This is a genomic window from Variovorax durovernensis, from assembly GCF_977011995.1.
Map to the genome: position 1 here is coordinate 992,387 of NZ_CDRNCW010000002.1, position 22,910 is coordinate 1,015,296.

The following is a 22,910-nucleotide window of genomic DNA, read 5'->3' on the forward strand; positions in this document are numbered from 1 at the left end:
TAGGTAATGAATGCTTAATACATTTATTACCTCAGCTAATCAGTCCGCATAAGGCGGAGGTGCAAATGCCAAGACGAAATCTCAACGACCTGCTGGCATTCGTGACGGTGGCCCGCGAGGGCAGTTTCACCAAGGCGGCGGGCACGCTCGGCGTGACCCAGTCGGCGCTCAGTCAAGCGATCCGCGGGCTTGAAGAAGGGCTGCAGATCCGCTTGTTGACGCGTACCACGCGCAGCGTCGCGCCCACGTCGGCCGGCGAGCGACTCATGAAAGCGATCGGCCATCGCTTCGACGAGATCGAGGCCGAACTCGAGGCGCTGACCGAATTGCGCGACAAGCCCGCAGGCACTGTACGCATCACCTGCGGCGACAACGTGCTGCACACGGTGCTGCTCCCCAAGCTCACGCCGCTGCTGCGCGAGTACCCGGACATCAAGCTGGAGTTCGACATGAACTACAGTTTTCGGGACATCGTGGCCGACCGCTTCGATGCCGGTGTCCGGATGGGCAACACGATCGACAACGACATGATTGCCGTGCCCATCGGCCCCCCGTTGCAAATGGCGGTGGTGGCCTCACCCGAATACTTCGCGGTCCATTCCATTCCCAAGACGCCGGCCGACCTGACGAAGCATCAGTGCATCAACCAACGCATGCCGACTTCCGGTGGGCTGTATGTCTGGGACTTCGAGAAGCGCGGTCGGAAGGTCAACGTGCGCGTGGATGGGCCGCTGATCTTCAATACCGCACCGCCCCAAGTGGACGCGGCATTGGCGGGACTTGGCATCTCGCTGCTGCCGGAAGATGAACTGATCTCGCACATCGAATCGGGGCGGCTCGTGCGCGTGTTGCAGGACTGGTGCCCCAAGTTCGCCGGCTACCACCTGTACTACCCCAGCAAGCGCCAGCCCTCGCCGGCTTTTTCGTTGGTAGTGAAGGCGCTGCGGTTCAGCGCGTTATGACAACAATGAATCCTGCCGGTGTTTGCGTAAAACTGTTTGTCTCGCAAACCGCTCGCGACTACGCAGTCTGACCGCCGTCGACGACGATACGGCGGAGCTACGCTACGGAGCGAGACACGGGTGTCGGCGCCTCTTCGGCTGCTGCGTCGAGGCGCCGCGAAAGCACGCTTTCACCTTTGACCGGGGTACAAGCCAGGGCAGGACGGCGGGACGGTCGGCCGTTGCCACCAAGACGGGTGGTGACTGCTTTGCAGCGTGAGCCGCCCTTCGTCCTCGCGTCCCGGACGACTGCTCTAAGACAGATCGCCGCCACTGGCACGTTGATCAAGCTCGTCAGGTCCTCAGGTCGAAACGCAGCGTCTGTTCATGTCAATCAAGGCCGGTGCACTACGGGCACCAAGCAGTCGCAGGATGTGTGCGGATCAGCGCCGAATCAACCGGTGGCCGCCCAGTACGGGTAGCGTGGCTTCAGCCCAAAGGCGCCTCTGAGGCCAGCAGCTCCTTCATTTGCTCAACACTCGCCTGCAGCTTGAAGTCCCGCCGAAGGCTCGCCTCCAGTACTCCATTCACGAATCGGTAGGCCATCACGTGCATCACTCTGCCTCCAAAGCCATGCCGTATCGAGTCGGAGCTGTAGACGTTCTTCTCTCCGGCGACAAGCCACACAGCTTCCAAGCCTGCCGTTTCCACTGTCCTCAAAAAAAGCTGCCGGTCGACGACTCCAGCACTGGCACCACGCTCCTTGAGCGACGGATCCATGAATCGAACGATGTCACTCGCATCCACGTACACCGGCCCGCGACCATCCCGAAGCCGGAGACCCATCGCCGCGAGCAACCAGGACGAGGGCAGATCGAGGCTGAAGCTGTCCAGGATCGAATTGTCCTTTCCGGTCTCTTCCCGCAGCTCTACTCTCACGGTCATGCAAGGCACGTTGATCCTTGACCACGGTTCCCCTCGGAGCCTCGGCGGCCCGGCCTCTGCCTCTCGCCACCCATGCTCTCCGAGGAAGCTGTTGCATGACTTGTCTTCGCGCAAAGTGCTCTCGTCACCCCTATCCCTAGCGATGAGCTCCTCGACCAGTCGTTGACCGCTTCCTTTCTTTGTCAGAAGGCATGTGATACGCGACCACGCATCAGGGTGGGCTCGGCGATCTCGCCGCGGGATGCTCCAGTGCCTGAACGCGCTGACCACCAGCCAATCCCGCTGATCCAATGGATCCACGACCGCGATGTTCTCAGGGCCGTTGACGAAGCCCGCGGTCGGCGAATCCAACCACGCAAGCAGGGCCGCGACAGGAGCGGCCTTCAGGTTCGGCGTCGTGGGCGTCCACCAGGTTGCGGGCGTGTAGGCCCAGTTCGTCTCGTGGGTCTCCTTCACAAGCAGCGACGGATCGATGTCTCTCAGATTCGAGAGCTCGGCCAAGGTGCCCGAGTACGCTCCGATCAAGCCCTCGCCCTCATCCCGAGCCAAGTGATCGGAGATACGCGCGACCGCTTCTCCAAGCGCGATCCGCTGGTACTTCTTGCCGATCCGCTCGACGCGATGGTCCCCCATCCGATCGCGCGTGATTCGTCCACTGCGCTCGAAGGCCGAGAACAGCTCGCTGCTCCATCCGAGGTCATGGGCGCGCCAGCAGACCCAGCGCCGAACGATCGCGGGATCGAGGTCACGCGGTGAGATATCCGTGCTCCCCATCCGCACAGACTCATGCAAGTAGTGTTGCGCCTCGAGCTCGTACACAGATCTCTGCCGCTCGTCCAGCACGGCGGCGAACCCAGCCAACGCCTGCTCGAACGCAGAAAATGCTTGGTCGCGTTGAGTCCGCCGGCGGTCGTCGAACCAGTCCGTGCTCAACCCGATCTCGCCGTGCCTTGCGGCGGCCTCGTGGACGCTGACGTAGGCCCTTAGCTGATCAGCCGTCGCCTCGTCCTCGAAGCGCAGTTCCCAAGACTTGAAGAGCTGCTCAGTCGTCTGCCCCGCCAGCTTCCGTGGTAGGTCGGTCCAGTCATGGATCGCCCGCGGCACGGAATAGCAGCCAAAATCTCCTTGGCGATGAGTCGACGAAACGATGTCGTCATCATACGAGTGCGGCTCGCCTTCCTTGTAGTGCGACAGCGCCTCGTCCAACACCGCCTCCAGCGGCCACGGTGTGTCGAACGGACCGCGGCACAGGGCGAGATCCACCCCATCAGGCAAGGTCGCAAAGCGGGCTGTGTACTCGAGAATGCCGCGCGCATAGTCTCGGGAAAGCAGGTTCAGTGGTGGTCGTCCCCCCTCGAAGTACTGACTCCAGACCTGCGTGGACAGCACCGCAAGGCCGGATCGGTCCGAGCCCTGAAGCGCGGCGCCATAGCACGCAGCAAGCAGACGCTCGACGACATACGGATCGTCCACTTCCTTGAACCGGGCGAGCAGTTCCGCGGCCACTGCAAGTCGACGAGACAGGATGTGCGCCAGCCCTTTGGTACCCAGATCTCGGACTGCCCGGTTGGATGTGCTCAGGAACCATGCAAGAGTTATCGATGCCAGCAGTAGTCGGTCTCCCTCGATTTCCTCAGGGCGAACCTGCCAGGACCAATCGATAAGCGACTCGATCGCCCCTCCCTCCGAGAGATCGTCCATCGCCAGGAAGACCGACCAGCCGGCATCCCTCTGAGGCATCGGCAGGGCTAGGAGCCGCTCGTGCAGTGCAAGCGCATTGAACTTGTTCTCAGGTTCCGTGGCGATGCCGATCAAGATCTCATAGATCGAGATCACGTCGTCTTCTTCGAGCTTGCGTATCCAGGACATCGTGTGTTCAGAGAATCGGCCCTGCTGACGCCACAGCAGACTGTCGAGGAAGAACCGATCGAACCCGCGTTCATCCTCATCAACCTCTTCGACGACGTCCAGTATCTCTAGTCCGCAGCGCTCGGGCAGCTGGATCGCGATGGCCTCCACGACCCCGGAATGCCGCCACCAGTCATCGGCCGAGACGAACTTGCTGAGCGGTTCCTTCTTGAAGGAGGCCAGTGGATGCTCGGGATCAAGGTAGTCGTCAAGCAGGCTCTTGGCCAACAGGTGATCGTTCAAGCGCTCAAACGTGAACCTGACCGTCTCCTCAGGGGCATCGCCACGTGAATCGACAACGTCCAAAGTAAGCACACCTTCAGCCAGCAGGGCGCTGAAGAGGCTACGACTCTCCAGCCCTTGCGAGGGGAGATACCGGTCAAAGAGTTCCATCGCCTCGACCTTCGATACGGCCCCTGCACGCGGCCATTGTGCAGCCATCTGCGTGAACGCCTTGAGCGCAGACAGTGGGATGCTTCGAAGCCGTTCCAGCCCCAGCTTCATCTCGATCTTCGAGGCGATTGCAGAGAGGTAGAAGCCAAAGAGTGCGGAGATGCCCTGCACGCCCTTGGGGATGGCTTTCAGCCTCTCCCGATCCAGGTAGTCGCAGCAAGTTCTCAGGAACAAGGGGTTCTCGAACTCCCTTAGGAGGTTCGGGCTGCTGGTGCGCGAGATGCCGCGCACATCCAGATAAGCCTTTGCCGCGGCACCGGCGTGGCCCGCGAAGCCGTGATGAACGAGCCTGGGCAGTTGCGGTACGGGCAGATGCGCCTCGTAGGTTGAGCGCAGGGTTAAGATCAGCGATACCCGTGGGAAGGCTTCAAAGACCTTCAAGAATCCCGCGAGCCGGTCCCGCCAGAGCTGCAGGCCGTGCCGTTCATTCAATGCATCGATTGCCACTACTGCGCGGCTGTCGGCTGCTTCTGCCGCTGCGTCCAGGGCCCCCAGGAACTCGGCGACGCGACAGTCGCCCAAGTCCAGCTGCTGGAGGATCTGTGGCCAGGGTTCAGAGTCTCCCAGCGTCTGAGTCAGTACGAGCACGAACGGGCAGCCCGATGCAAGTTGCCGGATGCCGAAGTCAGCCAGCAAGTGGGACTTCCCTGCCCCAGCTTCTCCGACGATGAGCAGGCGGCGTTCATTGACAAGAGTCCACGGCATGCGCTCTACCGCGGCTTTGATCGTCTGAAGCGCGTCGTAGAGATCGTAGAGAACTCGCTCGACATGCCGCCGCTCCTGCTCGGGGAGCGACTCCGACGCCGTGAACGCTTGGGTCAGTCCATCGATTGCCTCACCTGCATACCGGCCCCACAGCCCGATCGGAACGTCCTCAATCTGGTCGCGGCGCTGCTCCAAGCCCGCAATGAGCGCGTCCGTTGGAACGCTCACCTTTGCCAGTGCATCCTTCATCGCGGCGTCTGCAGGCGCGCGTTGAACATCTCCGAGATGCTTGCTTAGCCGCTCGCCCCACGCACCGGCTTGGTCAATAAACCCCTTGTCCCGGGCTAGCGCCAGCAACGCCTGCAGGATCGGCAGATCAACGTGACTCTGCGCGGTGTAGCGCTCGCCTAGATTGACCTTTGACACCTCGAATCGATTGGAGAACCAGCCCGCGCCCAATCGCTCCTGGTCGAACCAGTAGCGCAGGCGTCCTGAGTACAACGGCGTATCCCGCATCAGGCGCTCACGGATCTGGCTGGCACCCCATAGATGGATCTGTAGATTCCTGCCAGTCCTGGCCGCCTCCTTGATGCGCTTGTCCCTCCATCGCTCGTAGCGCTGCAAAGGGCTGAGCTTCTTGCCGGTCCGGAGGTCATTCAAGTCAATGGGCAAGCAGACCGTATAGGTATGCAGCCCGAGGTGGGCCGCCAGCGCTCTGCTCAGTGAGTCGTCGAGTTGCTGAAGCTGCCCATCACCGAACGCCGAAAGAAAGTACTTTGCCTGCCACGCAAGCTCTCCGCCGTCAGCCAGCTTGACATAGCACTCGACGCCTTGATCCGCTCCTGCGCCCTTGCGAAGAAAGGTCGCCCTGGATGGTCGCGGCTCCAGGCCGGCGAGCTGACAGCAGAGCTCCTCGAAACCCAGGTTCTGGGATCCGGCGTGCGCGCGGATTCGGGAGAAGTCGATCGATGGCGGCATAGGTCCGTATTTAATCTCTGAAGCCAGGGGCGGCTGCGGTTCCCACTGTGCTTCACCAACACGCTATGCACAGGCGCGAAGCACACTATGCAGCCGCTGCAAGTTTGGTGGGGTCACTGACTGCCGGCTGCCGCGCAGACAAATGACTGATGAGGCCAACAAATAAAGTCCGTCGAAACCGCGAGCGTCTGCCGGCGAGGTGGCTCGACTAGATGGTGTAGCTGTGCCTGGCCGTCTTGCGGCTACTTGCCTCGCCATACCCGCTGTGAGCCACTACCTCTCTGCTCGCGAAGCTGTTGATGGTCGGTTGTCCTCCCGCCGCTTTGTATTGGCTGAGGCCATGCGGTGCAAGGGCCAGATAGCAACCCTCGCCCCAAATGGACTCGTCATCAATGTCCACAGGACCGGCATCGCGCCACCAAACGAGCTTGGCCACAGCAGTACCGCCGGAGTCCATGTAGACGCGGGGATTCGAATCGTGCTGCCGCCAGCGCAGCTGGCGTAGCCAATTTGGGCAGACGGTCAGCAGATACCTTGGCCCATACAAGTCGGTCCCGGAGGAACTTGCGACACGCCTGACCAGCGTAGTCGCTGGAGTCGCGTCGTGCGTCACGTAGGCGCCTCGCCAGACGACGGCGGGCAGCTTTTCGTAGCAGTCATCGAAATCGTCGCTGTCGATCTGCGCCTGGGGAGCGCGGAAGCGGTGTTGGAAAAACTCGGCTTGTCTGGGCTTGAAGACCGTGAATCGACATGCCTCCGCGATCACGACGTCTTCTGGCTGTAGTGACCACGGTGCGACATCCTCGTTGACCTGAGGGGTCCAGGCGCGGCCGGCCTCGCCCCAACTGGCGTCGCGGGCGACTAGCGGTCTAGGAATTGCTTGCGGACGAACCTGTGCCCGCAGCAGCGGGTGCGACGGAAGCGGCGCGTTCAGGATCTCCAGGAATAGCGGCAGGTCGTGGTCTGACAGCAGTCCGGCGCGGCGAACCTCTCCCGCGACGTGACGAAGGGCGACCACCCCAACCGCCATGTGCGGCTTGAGATAGGTGATCTGCATATCCAATGATCGGAGCTCAGCCTCAAGTCGTCTAAGCGCAAGCGCGCCGAAGGCCTCCAGGCCGCCCCACTGCTGGATGAACTCTGCGGCGCGCCGCCTGATGGTCAATTCGTCGACGCCTGCTGTTTGTGCAAGCGCTCTGGCGATTGGCCGCAGCATCTGGGTCCAGCCTGGCGCCGACTCGATCCGCATCGCGCCGGTGCGTGCATCCACCAACGAGTTGTCCAGCACCAGCGAACCATCCAGTTCAAGCTGGTAGAACAGCGGGAGTGCTTCTCGCGTCGCTGAAACAGCTATGCCCCAGCGGTTTGCCAGAAGCAGGGCCGCCTCAGCGATTGCGATATCTCGATGGCCCGCGAGGTGCGCCACGGCATCACCTAGTGGGGATGCCAGTCGATTGTGCGACATGGCCAGCAGAACGAAGAGGCCTTGCAGCGGTGCGTCGGACTCGCCGGTCAGGAGCCGTCGTACGGTCAGTGTGGCCACTGCCTTGCCGACTGCGACATCCTCGGACAAACGAAGCAAGCAGTCGCGCGCATGACGCTGGGCTTCGACAATCGGCAGACGCAGGCCAAAGTGGACGAGCTCGAAGAGCAGCTCCTCGTCGCTCAAATGCCCTTCCTCAACCTTGAATGGCTTGCCAAGCTGGTGTTCGCGGGTGAACATCATCTGCTCAGCGAGCAACGACCAGACTGCCGGCCAGTCCGGCGACGCACTGACAACGGGAAGAACTTCATCAATCTCCATCAGCAGCGAAACGGTGTTTTCTTCGCCCGCCGTGATGGAATCGAGCAAGCTCTCAAAAGCGGCGCGATGCGCTGCAGCACCGTCCAGGAGCTTGCGCGCCCTGTGATAGCGGAACTTGCCACCGCCCATGAACTGGCTCCAGGCGCTCCAGCGGTCATCCGTGCTTGGGTATTCGTCGACAAGCTTTCGAGCGTGTTCCAGCTCACCGGCATCGATCAGGCGCGCGACCAATGTGAAGCGGCACTTCGTGTCAGTCCGGAGGACCTCCCATTGCTCATACATGGCTCGGACCATGTCCAGGGGCGCAGCTTTCGCCAAATCAACGAAGCGAGAAGGCGCGTTGTGGTCCGGCGCTGGGCCCGCTTCAAACATGGCCTGCAGTTGGGTCAGCGTTTCGGCCGAGTCGTACGTAGAAGGCGTGTACGAACGCCTTGGCGCAGGTGCCTCTGCCTTCCAGCGAACCAGAGCCGCTTCGAGTCTGCCGTCGCCGTACCCGTGCTTGAGCGCGGCGGTGCGCAGCCGCTCGAGGAGTGCCGCACGTTCGTGGGCACGGCTGGTGATCTCGATGGGCTCCAAGAGCTCTCCGACAAGCTGAGCAATGGCGCCCGGCCCCGCTGCGTCTGCGACGGCGTCGATGAAGTCACCGACGTGGTACGGATCCCGATAGTGAGGCTCCATGTAGAACGGCAAGCACAGGCCGCACCACACGTCGACGCACGTCCAAAGCAGGTCTGGCCGGCGCCGCACCAACCCTGTCATCAGCAGGTCGACGCGGTTTGGCCAGGAAATCAGCTTCCAGGTCGCCAGCGTCTGCTCGGTGTCGTATCCGAGCCTGGCATCGACCTGCATGGCCTCATCAATCAGCACCATCGTCAGGCGATGAGCTGCGTTGGCGCCCTCGGTCTCCTTCATCCCGTCGACCTGCCGCATCAGATGCGAAATGCGCTCCGCTCTGCCGGTCGAGTCGGCCTTGTTGGCGAGAACCAAGACGTCGCGCCAGACTCCGTACTGCGGGTCCTTGCGGGCCGCCAGCGCGTAACCGAGGCAGTGTTCAGGCACTGTGGCCAGCAGTTGGCGCGCGCGGTCGGTCTCTCCTATGGCTGCAAAGGCGATGGCCAGCTCTGCCAGCGCATCCACATGCTCGCTGGGCGTATCGCGATGCAACTCGGCAGCCAGCGCCTCGAGCCTCGCTGCTGCGCGCGCTTGGTCACCGTCAAGGCGATAGGTCTCTACGGCAACCTCCCGGCGCAGGTCTTCGGTGCTCTTCTGTGTGGACGATGCGATCGCTTCATCGACTTCTCGCAGCACGGCCCGGTATTCGCTCTCGCCGCAGGAAGCCGCGATCTGCAGCAGCGCGCGCGCCAGCAAGGGCACGGCCGTCAGGACTTGACTGGTTCGGTAGTAGTCGCTGCCGCCACGAGGCGTCAGTCGCAGGGCGTAGCCCAGAGCGTTGCGCGTGACCGCCTGAACGCCGCCCGCCGAGATTGACAGGTTCGCGGCGACCCGGCCCCGCAGAATGCCGGTCTTGGTCGCATGCTTCTGCAGCGGCCGCAACATTTCATGCTTTGAGTCGATCGCAGGAGGCAATTCCCTGCCGAGCATGGTGCACAGCTGCGCATGCTCCATCACTGCAGTCGCCAGGGCGCCGGGGCCTGTGTAGCTCACCTCGTCATCGCCCATTGAGATCATCGGCGCGGCAAGCTTGTCGAACAGGGTGGCGGCGAGGTCTGTGCGTCCGGCCTTAGCCGCAGTGAGCGCGATGGCACGCCGCCAGCCGTTTGGCAATGCCTCGAAATCCGGCTGCTGCGCTGCCTCATCGAACAGCTGCATGGCGCGCTCTGTGTCGCCAGCGTTCCGGAATGCCAGCCCGGCGTGCACAAGCAGCGCGGCAAGCTCCTTGCGATCGATGCCGAGCTGGTTGCACACGTCCTCGGCCTCGGTGCCGGGGCGTCCTTCAAGCACGGCGCGCGCTACTTCCAGGCGCAGGTGGACGTCCGGGGGCGCTTCGGATTCGTCTGGCGGATGCCCGGGGATCTTCTCCAGTCCATCGGTAACAAGGCGCTCAATTGCTTGCTGGATTTGCTCGAAATCCCGGAAGTTGTAGATGCGCTTTGCCCACTCTTGGAACTCGTGAAGGTTGTGGTCTCTCCCGTGGTGCTGGAACCGGCTGGTGTGCAGCTGCGACAGCGGCTCGAGATGTTCGAACAGTTCCTTCGACCGGTCGAAATCGCCCCGTAGCAGTAAGGCGTCAACGACTTCGTAGCCGCGCTTGGGGAACTCCTGCACGAAGGAGACTGCGGCGTCGATGTCTCCGATCGCGAGCATCGCAGAGGGCAGTCGATCGGCATATTCCAGCGCGTTGGTGCGCCGAGACACTTCGTCGCGGCACAGGAGCAGACGCGTCAGCATGGTCCCGTCCAGGGTAGGACGCGCAGCGAGCAACGACAGTCGAATGTCGTCCTGAATATCCGTGCCAGAGCGTCCTCGGGCCAACTGTTCGCGGAATCGCGCAGGCGTCGCCAGCGCCAGCACGTCATCGGCATCACCAGCACGTGCCCGGTAGCGCAGTTCCAGCCAGCGCTGGGGCGAGCTGTCCGGCGCGTTCTGCGCCAGCTTGGCCAGCTCGCGGTAGACGCGCTGGGAGTAGTCAGTCTCTACGCTGCCAAGCCGCACCCTTGGCTTGGCGATGACGAAGAGCCGGAAGCTGTTGTGAAAAACGCGCCAGCCTTGCGTTGAGTCCAGCAACAGGTGACGGGCGACGGCTAGCGCCCGCTCAATCGCACGTTCGTCCAGGATGGTGGCAAGCAGTGGGAGCGCGATTGGCGCTTCAGCGCGCGCGATGTAGCCGAGAACGTCGGTTGCGTCGCGGTCGTTGGCAATCTCTCGCCAAGCGGCCTCATAGACGCTCTCGATGTCGTCGTCGAACTCCATGCCGCCGGCGAGGACATGAGCGCGCCTAACGCCATCGGCCCTTAGAAGCGCCTGAATCAGGTATCGGCTCGCCAGCGGGTGCCCGTGGCTCAACTCATGCAGTCGTACGCGCGGGATGTCCGGATCGAGTCCGAGCACGTCAGCCATCCGGGCGACGGCATCTTGGTCAAGCGGCTTCATCGTCACTTGCCGGCCGGGTTTCGCGGCCTGATCCTGCACGGCAGGCTTCAGGTGCGCGAGATCCAGACGCTGCGTGCCCAGCACAAACATGACGCCCGCGGGGAGCGCTTCTGGGAGGGGGAGTTCCGACAGCAGTGACTGCGCAGGCCGCTCTTCTCGCGGGATGTGGTCCAGGCCATCAACCACAATGAGCGTACGAATCTTTTCTTTGGCATAGCGCTCGCCCGCTTGGGAAATCAGCGCACCGAACTGTTCGCGGCGCTCATGCAGCGAGTTATCTCGAAGGCGGATGCCATGCAGCCCGCTGCTGCGCAGCTGGGCGCTGATGTCATCCAGGAAGGTTTCGGCTTCTCCCCGACCAACGCCTTGGGCAACCCCTGGCACGAACGCCAGGTAGCGCACTAGGCAGAGGGCTGGCTCCGCAGCGAGCGCCATCTGCAGCAGCGTCGACTTTCCTGAGCCTGGCGGGCCAATCAGCGCGACATAGCCCATTTCAATGCCGCGAACGGTCTTCAGCAGTTCAGTCTCGGTATCTCGGTTGCGCTGGACATAAGTGCCGAGCGGAAACCTGTGCACGTAGCGCGTCTTGGCCGGATCCGGCCAGCCCAGCTCCGCAAGCAGCTCATCACGCGTCCATCGGTCCTTGTCTCGACCGTCGGCAACGAGATTAGGCAGCAGGCTGGCAATCTCGGACGCCAGGCGCGACTGCTCGGCGCTGAGTTTGTGTAGCTGCACAAAGTCAGCGGCAGCGCCATGCAGTATGCGCAGGGCATGCAGAAACCTCTCAAACTCGACCTCGTTTAGACCAGATGCAGCCAGCAGTCGATCGATCAGGTTGCACCAGCCGGCCGCGCGCCACTCTGCCAACGTGCGGTTGGGAAAGCGCCCGAACTGGTCAATGAACTCGGCGCTGTAGGCAGGCGTGGAGTCACCAGGCTTGTCGGTGGTCGACGGGTAGTCCGTCGTCACAAAGCGAATTTCGACTCGCGCGTCAGGATTGTCCTTGGAGAGAATCTGCCAGGCATTGATGAGCGGCTTCAGCAGGCCGTCCGCTCCCGTGAGGAGCGTCGTCACGGTGAAGGGCGCCGGGAACTTCGAAGTCTTGAATTGGTGGCCGACTACCAGCCCATCGAAGCCCAGAACTAGATCGTCGGCGATGCCAGCCTTGCGGTCGGCCAATCCCACCCACTGCATTTCCCCGCGCTCGAGTTCGCTGTAAATGGCCGCTCCGGCTTTTCCGTACTGAGCGACATAGCCACGAACGGCACGGCGCTCACCCTCGGCTGGTGGTGGAGCAACGGTTTTCTTGGCAGGCTCGTTAGTCGTTGCGGCGCTTCTGCTAGACATGCGGGCGACGTGTGTTCGTATGTTTATTGGTGCCGTAAAGTACCGAGGGTAATCGAGGAACCGACCATTCAATGACCGGAGTTCGTGAAAGCTGCCCTTAGGACGCCGGCGCGGGAATGACTCAGATCAGTCTGAAGCCGCCGCCCAGCACGCGCGACATTCCGTATGTCGGCTTGTGGCGCCATACCCTGCCCAACACCGCGGCCATCGTCAAGCCGCAAAGCCCACGGGCCAAGACGGGTCGTCCGCCTTTTGCCATCGAGACGATGCTGCGCATTCATTACCTGCAGCAACAAGCGCCCTCTCCCGATCTCCAAGCAGGAGCCCTGCAAATCGCACCAGCAAGCGCGCGGTGAAGCGAGAGCCTCCAGCGTCCGTCAACCGTGCTGGCTCGATAGAGGAAGCGCGACCGCGGGATCGCCATTCGGAAACCGGTGAGCGCCAATCCATCAACCGACCTGTGCTTGGCGCGTATTGCAGATGCCGTCATCAGGCATTCACGTGCCAGCTCAGCTTCGCGCGACGTCACTACCGCGTACCAGGCAAACGCGAAACCGCCGAAGCCCAACACCGCGGCGCCGAGGAGCGACCATCTGACTTGCCTGCTCATCTGCGCCCACCCGGACGTTTGCCTACCAATCCTCGCCGGGTCCCACTACGCATATTCCAGTCATCGGTGCGTTTGAACGACTCACCTGACCAGCCTCCTGGATCTCGTGCGGTCCCCAGAAGGCCAGTGCTTCCTGCGCAGCTCGTGCGCGCCCGGGTCGCCCCCTGAGCCGCCCGCAATGCGACGTTCGGTGGTCACCGCCAGTCCCTCGTTCAACCAAAGCGGGAGCGGCAGATGCGCCAGACAGCTGTGCGTCAATTCATAGGCGATCACCGGTTCGATCGCGTGGAGGTCCGCCTTGATCGTCCTCCCATGCGTTTGCCTGGACGGCCGGTGACTCGGTGCCAGAGACCCATGACTCGGCCTCTGTCCACTTCATCACCGGAAAGCCTTCGTGAAGATTCAGGTGTTGGGCCAGATGGAAATCTGGCAACCCGCCGGCGGAAATTACGGCGGGAGGCAACGAGCCCTGCTGGGCGGCTTGCTCAGCGCCGCCGGAAATCGGCCGATGAGGCTTCCCGCCGAACAGGGTGTGCAGGAACGCAGCATCTCCTATCTGGATTTTCTGGAGTGCTTGTAAAGCGCGTGCCCGATGACGCCCACGCCGACCAGGAGCACCGGCAATCCGCCTGCCCATGATTCATACGCGGCGGGCAGGAGCATCTTGAACACGTTGTCGATCCAGCAGGTCGTGCGGCACATGCGCTGCCCAGCCCCCATCAGGACCAATCCGATGAGAACCCCCGCAACACCGATCCCGAGTTCGACCTTCAACACTCACTCCTTCATGGACGTATGGCATCCAGCATCCGACGGATTTGACCATCGCTGTTCCTGCCTTGCAGGGCGAGCCTCTTCATCAGGCGATGGCTGGAACTGCCATGCCCGTCGGTTGCGTCGGAATGCATGTGTGACTCTCGTTCGTTCTTCTGAATTCGGCTGCAGAGCCATTCACCGTCGCGCAAGAAGATGCTGGAGGGGCGCCGACAACGACATCCTGTGCCGCGGCGCGACCCCAGTTCGGGACGGTGCTGCCGGCGGCGGACCTATGCTCGACGAAGCCATCCCACTTCATTCCTGGAGCTGTTCCATGTCCCTGCAAGATTTCAAGGTCCTCACCTTCGACGTCGTCGGCACGCTGATCGATTTCGAGGGCGGCATGCTCGCCTATCTGCGCAGCGTGGCGCCCGATGCCCGGGTGAGCGACGACGACTTCCTCGCCGCCTACCGGCGCGCACGTGCCGACGGCAATGCCGGCTGGTACCCCGACGATCTGGAGCGCTGCTGGCACGCCGTTGCCCCCGCGCTGGGCCTGCCCGATACCGACGCCATTGCCCAGGGACTGCGCGAGTCGGTCTCGCAATGGCCGGCCTTCCCTGATTCGGTGGAAGCGCTGAAGCGGCTCGGCAAGCGCTTCAAGCTGGTGACGATGACCAACGCGCAGGCCTGGGCACTGGCGCATTTCGACAAGACGCTGGGCTCGCCCTTCGACATGCTGCTGAGCTGCGACGACGCGCTGTGCGAGAAGCCCGATGCGCGCTATTTCGCCTATGCACGCGGCCGCTTCGAAGGCGCCTGGGGCTTCAGGCAGGCCGACAACCTGCACGTGGCACAGAGCCAGTACCACGACATTGGCATTTCGAAGCAGTTGGGCATCACGACCTGCTGGATCGAACGCCGTCATGCGCAGAAAGGTTCGGGCGGCACCATCGAGTCGAAGCACACCGTGCCCGACTATCACTTCCACACGCTGGCCGAACTGGCCGATGCAGTCGAAGCCGGGCATTGAGCACCACGGCCGTCGCCTGCATTGCGCAGGCGCCGGTCAGCGCTCGTGAGGAAAGAGCCGCTCGATCGGACAGTGCGTCTTGATGAACGGCGACTTGATGACGATGTAGCTGAAGTACTTCGCGATACCGATGTTGCGTTCGAGCAGCCCCTCGATCACTTCCTGGTAGTGGTTCACGCCACGCGTGAGAAAGCGCAGCAGGTAGTCGTAGCCGCCGCTGACCAGATGGCATTCGAGCACCTCGTCGACCTCGCGGATCGCGGCCTCGAAGCGCACGAAGTCCTCGCGGTGGTGGTCCGACAGGGTGACCTCGGTGAACACGGTTAGCGTGTCGCCGAGTTTTTCGAGCCGCAGGTGCGCGCCGTAGCCGGCGATGTAGCCGGCCTGCTCCAGTCGCTTCACCCGGATCAGGCAGGGGCTGGGCGACAACCCGACCGCGTCGGCCAGGTCGACGTTGGTCATGCGCCCGTTCTTCTGCAACTGGGCCAGGATACGAAGGTCGAGTCGGTCAATCTTGAAGGCTTCTGACATGGCTGTGCCTGACAACGAGAAAAGTCCGATTCTGCGTCCGCTGCCGGGTCTTGCGGGCGTTGCTCGCGCGTTCTTTCAGGCGGCCAGCGCAGCGCGGACGTCGGGCGCGTCGAGCACTTCGTCCAGCGTCTTCTTCAGGCGCGCGAACAACTGCGCGAACTCGTCCTCTGTGAAGGTGAGCGCGGGCGCGAAGCCGAGGATGTGGTCGCCGAAGGAGCGGAACACCAGGCCGTTGCGATAGCCGGCCGCGAAGATGCGGTCGGACAGCCCCAGCGCCGCGTCGAAGCCGCGCTTGCTGGCCTTGTCGCTCACCAGCTCCAGCGCGCCCAGCAGGCCGCGGTGGCGCGCGTCGCCCACCAGCGGATGCGCGCGCAGCGCATCGAGCCCGGCCGCGAAGTGCGCCGCGCCGCGCTGGCCGTTGGCGAGGATGCCGCCTTCCTCGTAGAGCCGCAGTACCTCGAGCGCGACGGCGGCGCCGACCGGGTGCGCCGAATAGGTCGCGCCGTGGCCGATGGATGCGCCCGCGGGCGCGCCGTCGGCGATGCCGGCGTAGACCTTCTCGGACATCATGGTCGCGCCCATCGGCACGTAGCCGGCCGTCAGGCCCTTGGCCATGGTCATGAGGTCGGGCTCCACGCCTTCGGCCTCGCAGGCGAACATGGGGCCGGTGCGGCCGAAGCCGGTGATGACCTCGTCGACCACGAAGAGGATGTCCAGCTCGCGCGCGGCCTCGCGCATGGCCTTGAGCCAGCCCTTGGGCGGCACGATGACGCCGCCCGAGCCCTGGATCGGCTCGCAGAAGAAGGCCGCCACGTTGTCCGCGCCCAGCTCGGCCACCTTGGCGCGCAGTGCCGCGACCGACGAGGCGATCAGTGCCTGCGGATCGGCGCCGTCGGCATGGCGGTAGGCATAGGGCGACGCGATGTAGTGCTGCGTGGGCAGCGGCAGGTCGAAGCCGCGATGGAAGGCCGGCAGCGCGGTGAGGCCCGCGCCGGTGGACGACGAGCCGTGGTAGCCGCGCTCCAGCGAAATGAACTGCTTCTTCGACGGCCGGCCGGTCGCGTTGTAGTACTGCACGATGAAGCGCACCGCGGCATCGACCGCCTCGGAGCCGCCCAGCGTGAGGTACACGCGGGTCAGCGACGCGGGCGTGATCTGCACCAGCTTCTGCGCAAGGCGGATGGCCGGCTCGCTGCTGAAGTGGAAGTAGCCGGTCGCGTACGGCAGCTTGCGCATCTGCTCGGTGGCGGCCTGCACCACGCTCTCCTGCCCGTAGCCCACGTTCACGCACCACAGGCCCGCAAAGGCGTCGAGCAGCTGGTGGCCGTTGCCGTCGGTAAGCCAGGCGCCCTTGCCCGAGGCCAGCACGGTGGGCCCGCGCTGCTCGTGCACGCGCCAGGGCGAGACGGGGTGGATGAGGTGAGCGCGGTCGACGGCGTCGAGCGCGGCTTGTGGAGGCAATGCGGTGGGGTGCGTCATGGGCTGTGAAAGAGCGAGAGCGGAGGAAGCTTTCGATGCCCTCAGCTTAGGCGGCGCACCCTGAGAGGTGGTGCTGCTTTGGGGGTGCCGCACGCAGCAGGCTGCGGTTGTGCGTACGGCATGCAGCAGATCGTGCGGTGGCCTGCGCTTCCTCCGATCAGTACCCGCGCGCGCGGTCGACCAGCCCGACCATCGGCTTGCCTGCCTCGAAGCGCGCGAGGTTGTCGAGCACCACTTCCGCCGCGCTCAACGGCTGCGTCATGCTCGCGATGTGCGGCGTGAGCTGGATGCGCGGATGGCGCCAGAAGTCATGCTCCGGCGGCAGCGGCTCGGGATCGGTCACGTCGAGCACCGCGTCGCCGATCTGTCCGCTTGCGAGTGCGCCCAGGAGGTCGGCATCCACGAGTTGCGGCCCGCGTCCCACGTGCACCAGCCCGGCGCCTGATGGCAGCAACGAGAACAGCCGCGCATCGAGAAAACCGCGCGTCGAATCGGTCAGCGGCAGCAGGCACACGAGGATGTCGGTGCGCGCAAGGAATGCCGGCAGTTCGTCCGCGCCGGCATGGCATTGCACGCCGTCGACGGCATGCCGTGAACGGCTCCAGCCCGCGCAGTCGAAGCCCAGCGCAACGAGCTGTGCCAGCACGGCCTGCCCGAGCGAGCCCAGCCCGAGCACGCCGATGCGGCGTTCGCTCGCAGGGCGCACCGTCAGCGGCTTCCAAAGGCCCTCCTGCTGCTGGCGCCGGTATTGCGGCATGTCGCGGTGCAGGCCGAGCACCGCATGCGTCACGTACTCGACCATGCCGCGCACGATGCCGGGCTCGACCATGCGCACCACGGGCAGCGCAGGCGGCAGCGACGCGAAGTCGAACTGGTCGACGCCCGCGCCGGAAGAGAACAGCACCTGGAGATCGGGGAAGCGCGTCGCCAGGTCGTCCGGCGGCTCCCACGCCGCGAGGAAGCGCACCTGTGCCGGATCGCCGATGTCGGGCCAGATGCGGAAGTCGATGTCGGGGGCGCGTCGGCGGAACACTTCGGCCCACAGGCGGCCTCTTGCCGGGTCGGATTTGTAGAGGAAGGTGGTTTTCATGATGAGATCAGCTCAGGCGGGTACCCCGTCGGCGCGATTGCGCCCTGAACGGCAAGCGCTCATCCCACAGCCTGGGTCACGACGGCAAAGAGCGACGGCCCACCAGGCGGCGTGACAAGGGGCGCACCACGCACCATCGTCGTGGGCGCATCCACGCGCAGCAGCCCGATGCTCTCCAGGCATTCGGCCAGCCCGCTGTCGAAGTCGATGTCGATGCGCGTGAAGTGACCGGCATTCACGCTGGCGAGGTGCGCGATCAGCGCCTTGGCGCCGTCGAGGTCGGGCGCAACCACCGGCCCTATCGAATGACCGCGCCCGAAGCGGCGCAGCATCGCGAAGCCGCGCGGTTCGTTGTCGTGGTCGAGCACCACGCAGGCGTCGGCGCTGGCCAGCAGATCCTTGATCAGTGCATCGCGCGGCATGCCGCGCGCCGCGGCGTCGAGGGCCTGCAATGCGGCGGCCTCGTGGACACCGGCGGGCCGCAGTCGCCAGCCGGGCTGCAGGGCCACCAGCGGCGCCGGCTGCGCGATGCCCTGGTGCTGGCGCAACTCGCCCGTGCGCACGAAGCCCAGGCGCTCGTAGAGGCCGCGCCCCTCGGCGGTGGCGTGCAGCAGCACCGTGCGGTCTTCCAGGCCGTCGAGCACCGCGCTCATCAGGCGATGCCCGATGCGGCGGCCCTGGCAGGCCGGCGTCACGACCACGAGGCCCAGGCTTGCATGGCGCTCGCCCCAGAGCCAGCGCAGCGCGCAACCGACGATCTCGCCGTCACGCTCGGCCACCACACCCTCTGCATGCGCGAACACCTGCTCCCAGTCCGCCAGCCGGTGCGGCCAGCGCAACAGGTTGGTCAGCGCCTGCGCGAACGGCAGGTCGGAGGGGGTCATCGGTCTGAGCACCACGCCGTCGCCGGCGGGTGCATTCGGGGTCTGGTCGGGCATTGAAAGGTCTCGCAGCGAAGGAATGTCCCTTCCATCTTGGACGACATCGGCGCGCGTTGCCATACCGGAATCGGCCCGCAACGCAACTTGCAAGCTTCGGCTGCCGCGCGCCCGGGTTTTGCAATTCGCTGCGGTAGGGCGCCCGTGTACGCATACAAATGCTGTGCCAACCTGCCTAGCATGGATCGCCGCTCTTGCGCAGCCTCACCGATCACCAGCCCATGCCAGCTTTCGACCCGCCACAGATCCTCAATCGCGCGCTTCAAAAGCGTGCTCATCGATTTTGCTGCGGCGCACTCAGGTGCGCGCCGCACCCGCGCAGGGCAGACCGCATGGCATGCCGTCGCCGGGCCTCCAAACCGCAGCTTCATCGCGGCTGGCAACGCATTTCCCTACAACTGCTGCCTGGCTGCGTGCTGCAATCAATCCGTAATTTGCTTGTCGCAATTGCCGTCTGAAGAAGTGGCCGGCGACTGGTTCCAACAGACCGATGAACTACTAACGACACACAGGCTTAGAGACCATGACCTTCAAACCCAAGTACGTGACTTTCGACTGCTACGGAACGCTGACCCGCTTCCGCATGGCGGAGATGTCCCACGAGCTCTTCTCCGACCGCATTCCGGCCGACCGCATGGAGCAGTTCATCGCCGACTTCACGGCCTACCGCTTCGACGAGGTGCTGGGCGCCTGGCAGCCCTACGAGGTGGTGCTGAAGAACGCCGTGCGGCGCCTGTGCCGCAAATGGAAGATCCAGTACTTCGACATCGACGCACAGAAAATCTACGATGCGGTGCCCACCTGGGGCCCGCACGACGACGTGCCCGCCGGCCTGTCCAAGGTGGCAAAGGAAATTCCGCTGGTGATCCTGTCGAACGCATCGGACGACCAGATCCAGAAGAACGTCGCGATGCTCGGCGCGCCCTTCCACCGCGTCTACACCGCACAGCAGGCCCAGGCCTACAAGCCGCGCCTGACGGCCTTCGAGTACATGCTCGACTCGCTGGGCTGCAACCCTGAAGACGTGCTGCACGTGTCGTCAAGCCTGCGCTACGACCTGATGTCGGCGGACGACCTGGGCATCGTCAACAAGGTGTTCGTCAATCGCGGCCATGGGCCCGGCAATCCGGCGTACCGCTATACGGAAATCAAGGACATCGGCGGCCTCCCCGGCGTCGTGGGCCTCTGATCTTTCTTCTTTGCAGCACCAGTCCCAAGCCATGAAGCTCGACTCTTACTGGACCGATTCGGCACCGGCCTTCGTCCCCGAAGCTCGCGAGCTTCCGGCGCAGGTCGACGTCGCCATCGTCGGCGGCGGCTTCACCGGCCTGTCGGCGGCGCTGGCGCTGGCCAGGCGGGGCGCGCGCGTCGCGGTGCTCGAGGCCGGCGCGCGGGTGGCGGCCGAAGCGTCGGGGCGCAACGGCGGGCACGTCAACAACGGGCTGGCGGTCGACTACGCCGATGTGGCCGCCAAGGTGGGCGTCGACTGCGCACGCGGCTGGTATCACGCGTACGACGCCGCGGTCGACACCGTGGCGCGGCTGGTGCGCGAGGAAGCCATCGACTGCGACTTCATGCGCCACGGCAAGCTCAAGCTCGCCACGCGGCAAAACCAGATGAGCGCGCTCGAGCACAGCGCCCGGCGCCTGGTCGACGATGGCGTGGACAGCGACGTCGAGATCCTCGACGCGGCACGCGTGCGCGCCGAAGTGCAGAGCGATCGCTTCCACGGCGGCCTGCTCTACAAGCGCAGCGGCCAGATGCACATGGGCCGCTTCGCGCACGGGCTGGCCACGGCAGCGCAGCGCAACGGCGCGCAGATCCACACCGGCACCGAGGTGAGCCGCATCGAACGGGTGGGCCAGGGCCACGCCCACCGGCTGCACACAGCGCGCGGCACGGTCGCCGCCCAGCAGGTGCTGCTGGCCACGGGCGCGACACGCCATGGCGGCTATGGCAGCTTCGGCTGGCTGCGCCGGCGCATCGTGCCGATCGGCAGCTTCATCGTCGTCACCGAGCCGCTGGGCGCGGAGCGCGCGCAGGCGCTGCTCGCGGGCCGGCGCACCTACACGACCATCGCGAACATCCACCACTACTTCCGCCTCACGGCGGACCACCGGCTGGTGTTCGGCGGGCGCGCGCGCTTCGCGGTCTCCAGCCCGCAGTCGGACGCCGCCAGCGGAGAGATCCTGCGCGCAGGACTGGCCCAGACCTTTCCGCAGCTCGGCGAGGTGCGGCTGGACTATTGCTGGGGCGGACTGGTCGACATGACGCAGGACCGCCTGCCGCACGCCGGCGAGCGCGACGGCCTCTACTACGCCATGGGCTACAGCGGCCACGGCACGCAGATGTCTGTGCACATGGGCGATCGCATGGCCGCCGTGATGAACGGCGATGCGGGCGCCAACCCGTGGCAGGGCCGCGACTGGCCCGCCATTCCCGGCCACTTCGGCCCGCCGTGGTTCCTTCCGGCGGTGGGCCTCTACTACCGGCTCAAGGACAGGCTGGCCTGAGGGCTTGCAGTCACCTCATTCATTCGTTCGTTTCCGTTTTCTTCTTCCACCCACGGCCTCCCAGGAGCACCCACCATGAGCGACAGCAGCAACAAGAGCTTCGAAAACCTCGTCGGCCCCGATGAAAGCCTTCGTGTGATGGCATCGCTCAAGCGCGGTGCCTCCCGGCGCGACATCCTGACGATGCTGATGGCCGGCGGCATGCAGGCCACGCTGGCCGGCAGCCTCGCGGGCATGGCGGTGTCGGCGCACGCGCAGACGCCGCGGCGCGGCGGCCGCATCCGGGTGGCCGGCGCCACGGCCGCCGCGACCGACACGCTCGACCCCGCCAAGCAGTCGAACCAGACCGACTACTCGCGCTGCAACATGGTCTACAACGGCCTGACCTCGCTGGATGGCAGCCTGGCGCCGCAACCCGCGCTGGCTGAATCCTTCACCACGAAGGACGCGAAGACCTGGGTGTTCACACTGCGCAAGGGTGTCGCTTTCCACGACGGCAAGGCGCTCGCGCCCGCCGACGTGGTCTTCTCGGTGATGCGCCACAAGGACCCCGCCGTCGCCTCCAAGGCCAAGGTGCTGGCCGACCAGATCGAGAGCGTGAAGGCCACGGGCGCGAACGAAGTGACGATCGTGCTGAGCGCGCCCAACGCCGACCTGCCGGTGATCCTGGGCACCTTCCACTTCCAGATCGTCAAGGACGGCACCACCGACTTCAACGCCGGCATCGGTACCGGCCCCTACAAGCTCAAGGAATTCAAGCCCGGCATCCGCTCGCTGGTGGTGCGCAACGATGCCTACTGGAAGCCCGGCAAGCCGTACCTCGACGAGATCGAGTTCGTCGGCATCGGCGACGAGAGCGCGCGCGTCAATGCGCTGCTGTCGGGCGGCATGGACCTGGTGGCCTCGGTCAATCCGCGCTCGGTGGAGCGCGTGAAGGGCACGCCCGGCTTCGGCATCTTCGTGACCCAGTCGGGCCAGTACTCCGACCTGGTGATGCGCAAGGACGTGGGCCCCGGCGCCAACCCCGACTTCGTGCTCGGCATGAAGCACCTGTTCGACCGCGAGCAGATGAAGAAGACGATCGCGCTCGACTACGCGGTGGTCGGCAACGACCAGCCGATCGACCCGACCAACCGCTTCCACTTCGCCGGCCTGCCGCAGCGCCCCTTCGACCTGGACAAGGCGAAGTTCCATCTGCAGAAGTCCGGTGTCACCGGCAAGGTGCCGATGGTGGCCTCGCCCGCCGCGCTGTACTCGGTGGAAATGTCCCTCCTGCTGCAGCAGACCGCGCAGCGCGCCGGCCTGGAGATCGACATCAAGCGCATGCCGGCAGACGGCTACTGGTCGAACCACTGGCTCAACAGCCAGGTGGGCTTCGGCAACGTCAACCCGCGCCCGAGCGCCGACGTGCTGCTCACGCAGTTCTTCCAGTCGGGCGCGGCCTGGAACGAGTCGCGCTGGAAGAGCGAGAAGTTCGACCAGCTGCTGCTGGCCTCGCGCGCCGAGACCGACCTGGCCAAGCGCAAGCAGATGTACGCCGACATGCAGACCATGATCCACCAGGACGCGGGCATCGGCATCCCGCTGTTCCTGGCAAGCATCGACGGGCACAGCGCCAAGCTCAAGGGGCTGTCGCCGATTCCGCTGGGCGGCCTCATGGGCTACAACTTCGCCGAGAACGTCTGGCTTGAATCATGACTCTCCCCCCAGGCTTCGCGCACTTCGTGTCGCTTCGCCAACCCCCTTCCGGGGGCAACACCTGCGGCCC

Annotated in this window: 14 protein-coding genes; 7 read left to right on the forward strand and 7 right to left on the reverse strand. The window is 64.6% G+C overall.

From position 1 onward, the window contains the following. Nucleotides 1-65: 65 nt before the first annotated feature. Complete coding sequence (locus ACWV14_RS36555; protein WP_454908711.1) at nt 66-962, forward strand: LysR family transcriptional regulator; 897 nt, start codon at nt 66-68, stop codon at nt 960-962. A 468-nt stretch (nt 963-1,430) separates the two neighbouring features. On the opposite strand, the gene ACWV14_RS36560 is transcribed toward ACWV14_RS36555, so the two are convergent. Together ACWV14_RS36560 and ACWV14_RS36565 are read right to left on the reverse strand one after the other, a co-directional pair. Further along, the gene (locus ACWV14_RS36560; RefSeq protein WP_454908712.1) at nt 1,431-5,930 is read right to left on the reverse strand and encodes a hypothetical protein; all 4,500 of its coding nucleotides are present in this window, start codon (nt 5,928-5,930) and stop codon (nt 1,431-1,433) included. Nucleotides 5,931-6,138: 208 nt separating this feature from the next. Further along, entirely contained in the window at nt 6,139-12,192 is a 6,054-nt protein-coding gene (locus ACWV14_RS36565; protein ID WP_454908713.1) for an ATP-binding protein, read from the reverse strand. Between the two features lie 116 nt (nt 12,193-12,308). On the opposite strand from ACWV14_RS36565, the gene ACWV14_RS36570 reads away from it, so the two are divergent. Both ACWV14_RS36570 and ACWV14_RS36575 read left to right on the forward strand, forming a co-directional pair. Beyond that, on the forward strand, nt 12,309-12,548 hold the full coding sequence (locus ACWV14_RS36570) for a hypothetical protein (RefSeq protein WP_454908837.1): 240 nt from the start codon (nt 12,309-12,311) through the stop codon (nt 12,546-12,548). 648 nt (nt 12,549-13,196) lie between these two features. Next, nucleotides 13,197-13,382 carry a hypothetical protein gene (locus tag ACWV14_RS36575; RefSeq protein WP_454908714.1) on the forward strand — a complete coding sequence of 62 codons (186 nt, stop codon included), beginning with the start codon at nt 13,197-13,199 and terminating at the stop codon, nt 13,380-13,382. On the opposite strand, the gene ACWV14_RS36580 is transcribed toward ACWV14_RS36575, so the two are convergent. Beyond that, a complete protein-coding gene (locus ACWV14_RS36580) occupies nt 13,355-13,576 on the reverse strand; it encodes a hypothetical protein (RefSeq protein WP_454908715.1) in 222 nt (73 codons plus the stop codon). The two genes, ACWV14_RS36575 and ACWV14_RS36580, sit on opposite strands and share 28 nt — an antisense overlap. 316 nt (nt 13,577-13,892) lie before the next feature. Here ACWV14_RS36580 and ACWV14_RS36585 point away from each other — a divergent pair, with 316 nt between their 5' ends. Beyond that, nucleotides 13,893-14,591 (forward strand): HAD-IA family hydrolase, encoded by a 699-nt coding sequence (locus ACWV14_RS36585; protein ID WP_454908716.1) that lies wholly within the window; start codon nt 13,893-13,895, stop codon nt 14,589-14,591. Nucleotides 14,592-14,627: 36 nt separating this feature from the next. Here the strand turns inward: ACWV14_RS36585 and ACWV14_RS36590 are convergent, their stop codons facing one another. From ACWV14_RS36590 to ACWV14_RS36605, 4 genes are all read right to left on the reverse strand, one after another. Then, nucleotides 14,628-15,122 (reverse strand): Lrp/AsnC family transcriptional regulator, encoded by a 495-nt coding sequence (locus ACWV14_RS36590; protein WP_007828485.1) that lies wholly within the window; start codon nt 15,120-15,122, stop codon nt 14,628-14,630. Nucleotides 15,123-15,197: 75 nt separating this feature from the next. Beyond that, complete coding sequence (locus ACWV14_RS36595) at nt 15,198-16,601, reverse strand: aminotransferase class III-fold pyridoxal phosphate-dependent enzyme (protein WP_454908717.1); 1,404 nt, start codon at nt 16,599-16,601, stop codon at nt 15,198-15,200. 157 nt (nt 16,602-16,758) lie between these two features. Then, nucleotides 16,759-17,691 (reverse strand): 2-hydroxyacid dehydrogenase, encoded by a 933-nt coding sequence (locus ACWV14_RS36600; RefSeq protein WP_454908718.1) that lies wholly within the window; start codon nt 17,689-17,691, stop codon nt 16,759-16,761. Nucleotides 17,692-17,750: 59 nt separating this feature from the next. Continuing rightward, the gene (locus ACWV14_RS36605) at nt 17,751-18,629 is read right to left on the reverse strand and encodes a GNAT family N-acetyltransferase (protein ID WP_454908719.1); all 879 of its coding nucleotides are present in this window, start codon (nt 18,627-18,629) and stop codon (nt 17,751-17,753) included. 523 nt (nt 18,630-19,152) lie between these two features. Between ACWV14_RS36605 and ACWV14_RS36610 the strand changes: the two genes are divergently transcribed. The 3 genes from ACWV14_RS36610 (at nt 19,153) to ACWV14_RS36620 (ending at nt 22,840) form a co-directional block, all read left to right on the forward strand. Next, entirely contained in the window at nt 19,153-19,818 is a 666-nt protein-coding gene (locus ACWV14_RS36610; protein ID WP_454908720.1) for a haloacid dehalogenase type II, read from the forward strand. A gap of 31 nt (nt 19,819-19,849) precedes the next feature. Next, entirely contained in the window at nt 19,850-21,142 is a 1,293-nt protein-coding gene (locus tag ACWV14_RS36615; protein ID WP_454908721.1) for an NAD(P)/FAD-dependent oxidoreductase, read from the forward strand. Nucleotides 21,143-21,217: 75 nt separating this feature from the next. Then, nucleotides 21,218-22,840 carry an ABC transporter substrate-binding protein gene (locus ACWV14_RS36620; RefSeq protein ID WP_454908722.1) on the forward strand — a complete coding sequence of 541 codons (1,623 nt, stop codon included), beginning with the start codon at nt 21,218-21,220 and terminating at the stop codon, nt 22,838-22,840. The last annotated feature ends 70 nt before the right edge of the window (nt 22,841-22,910 follow it).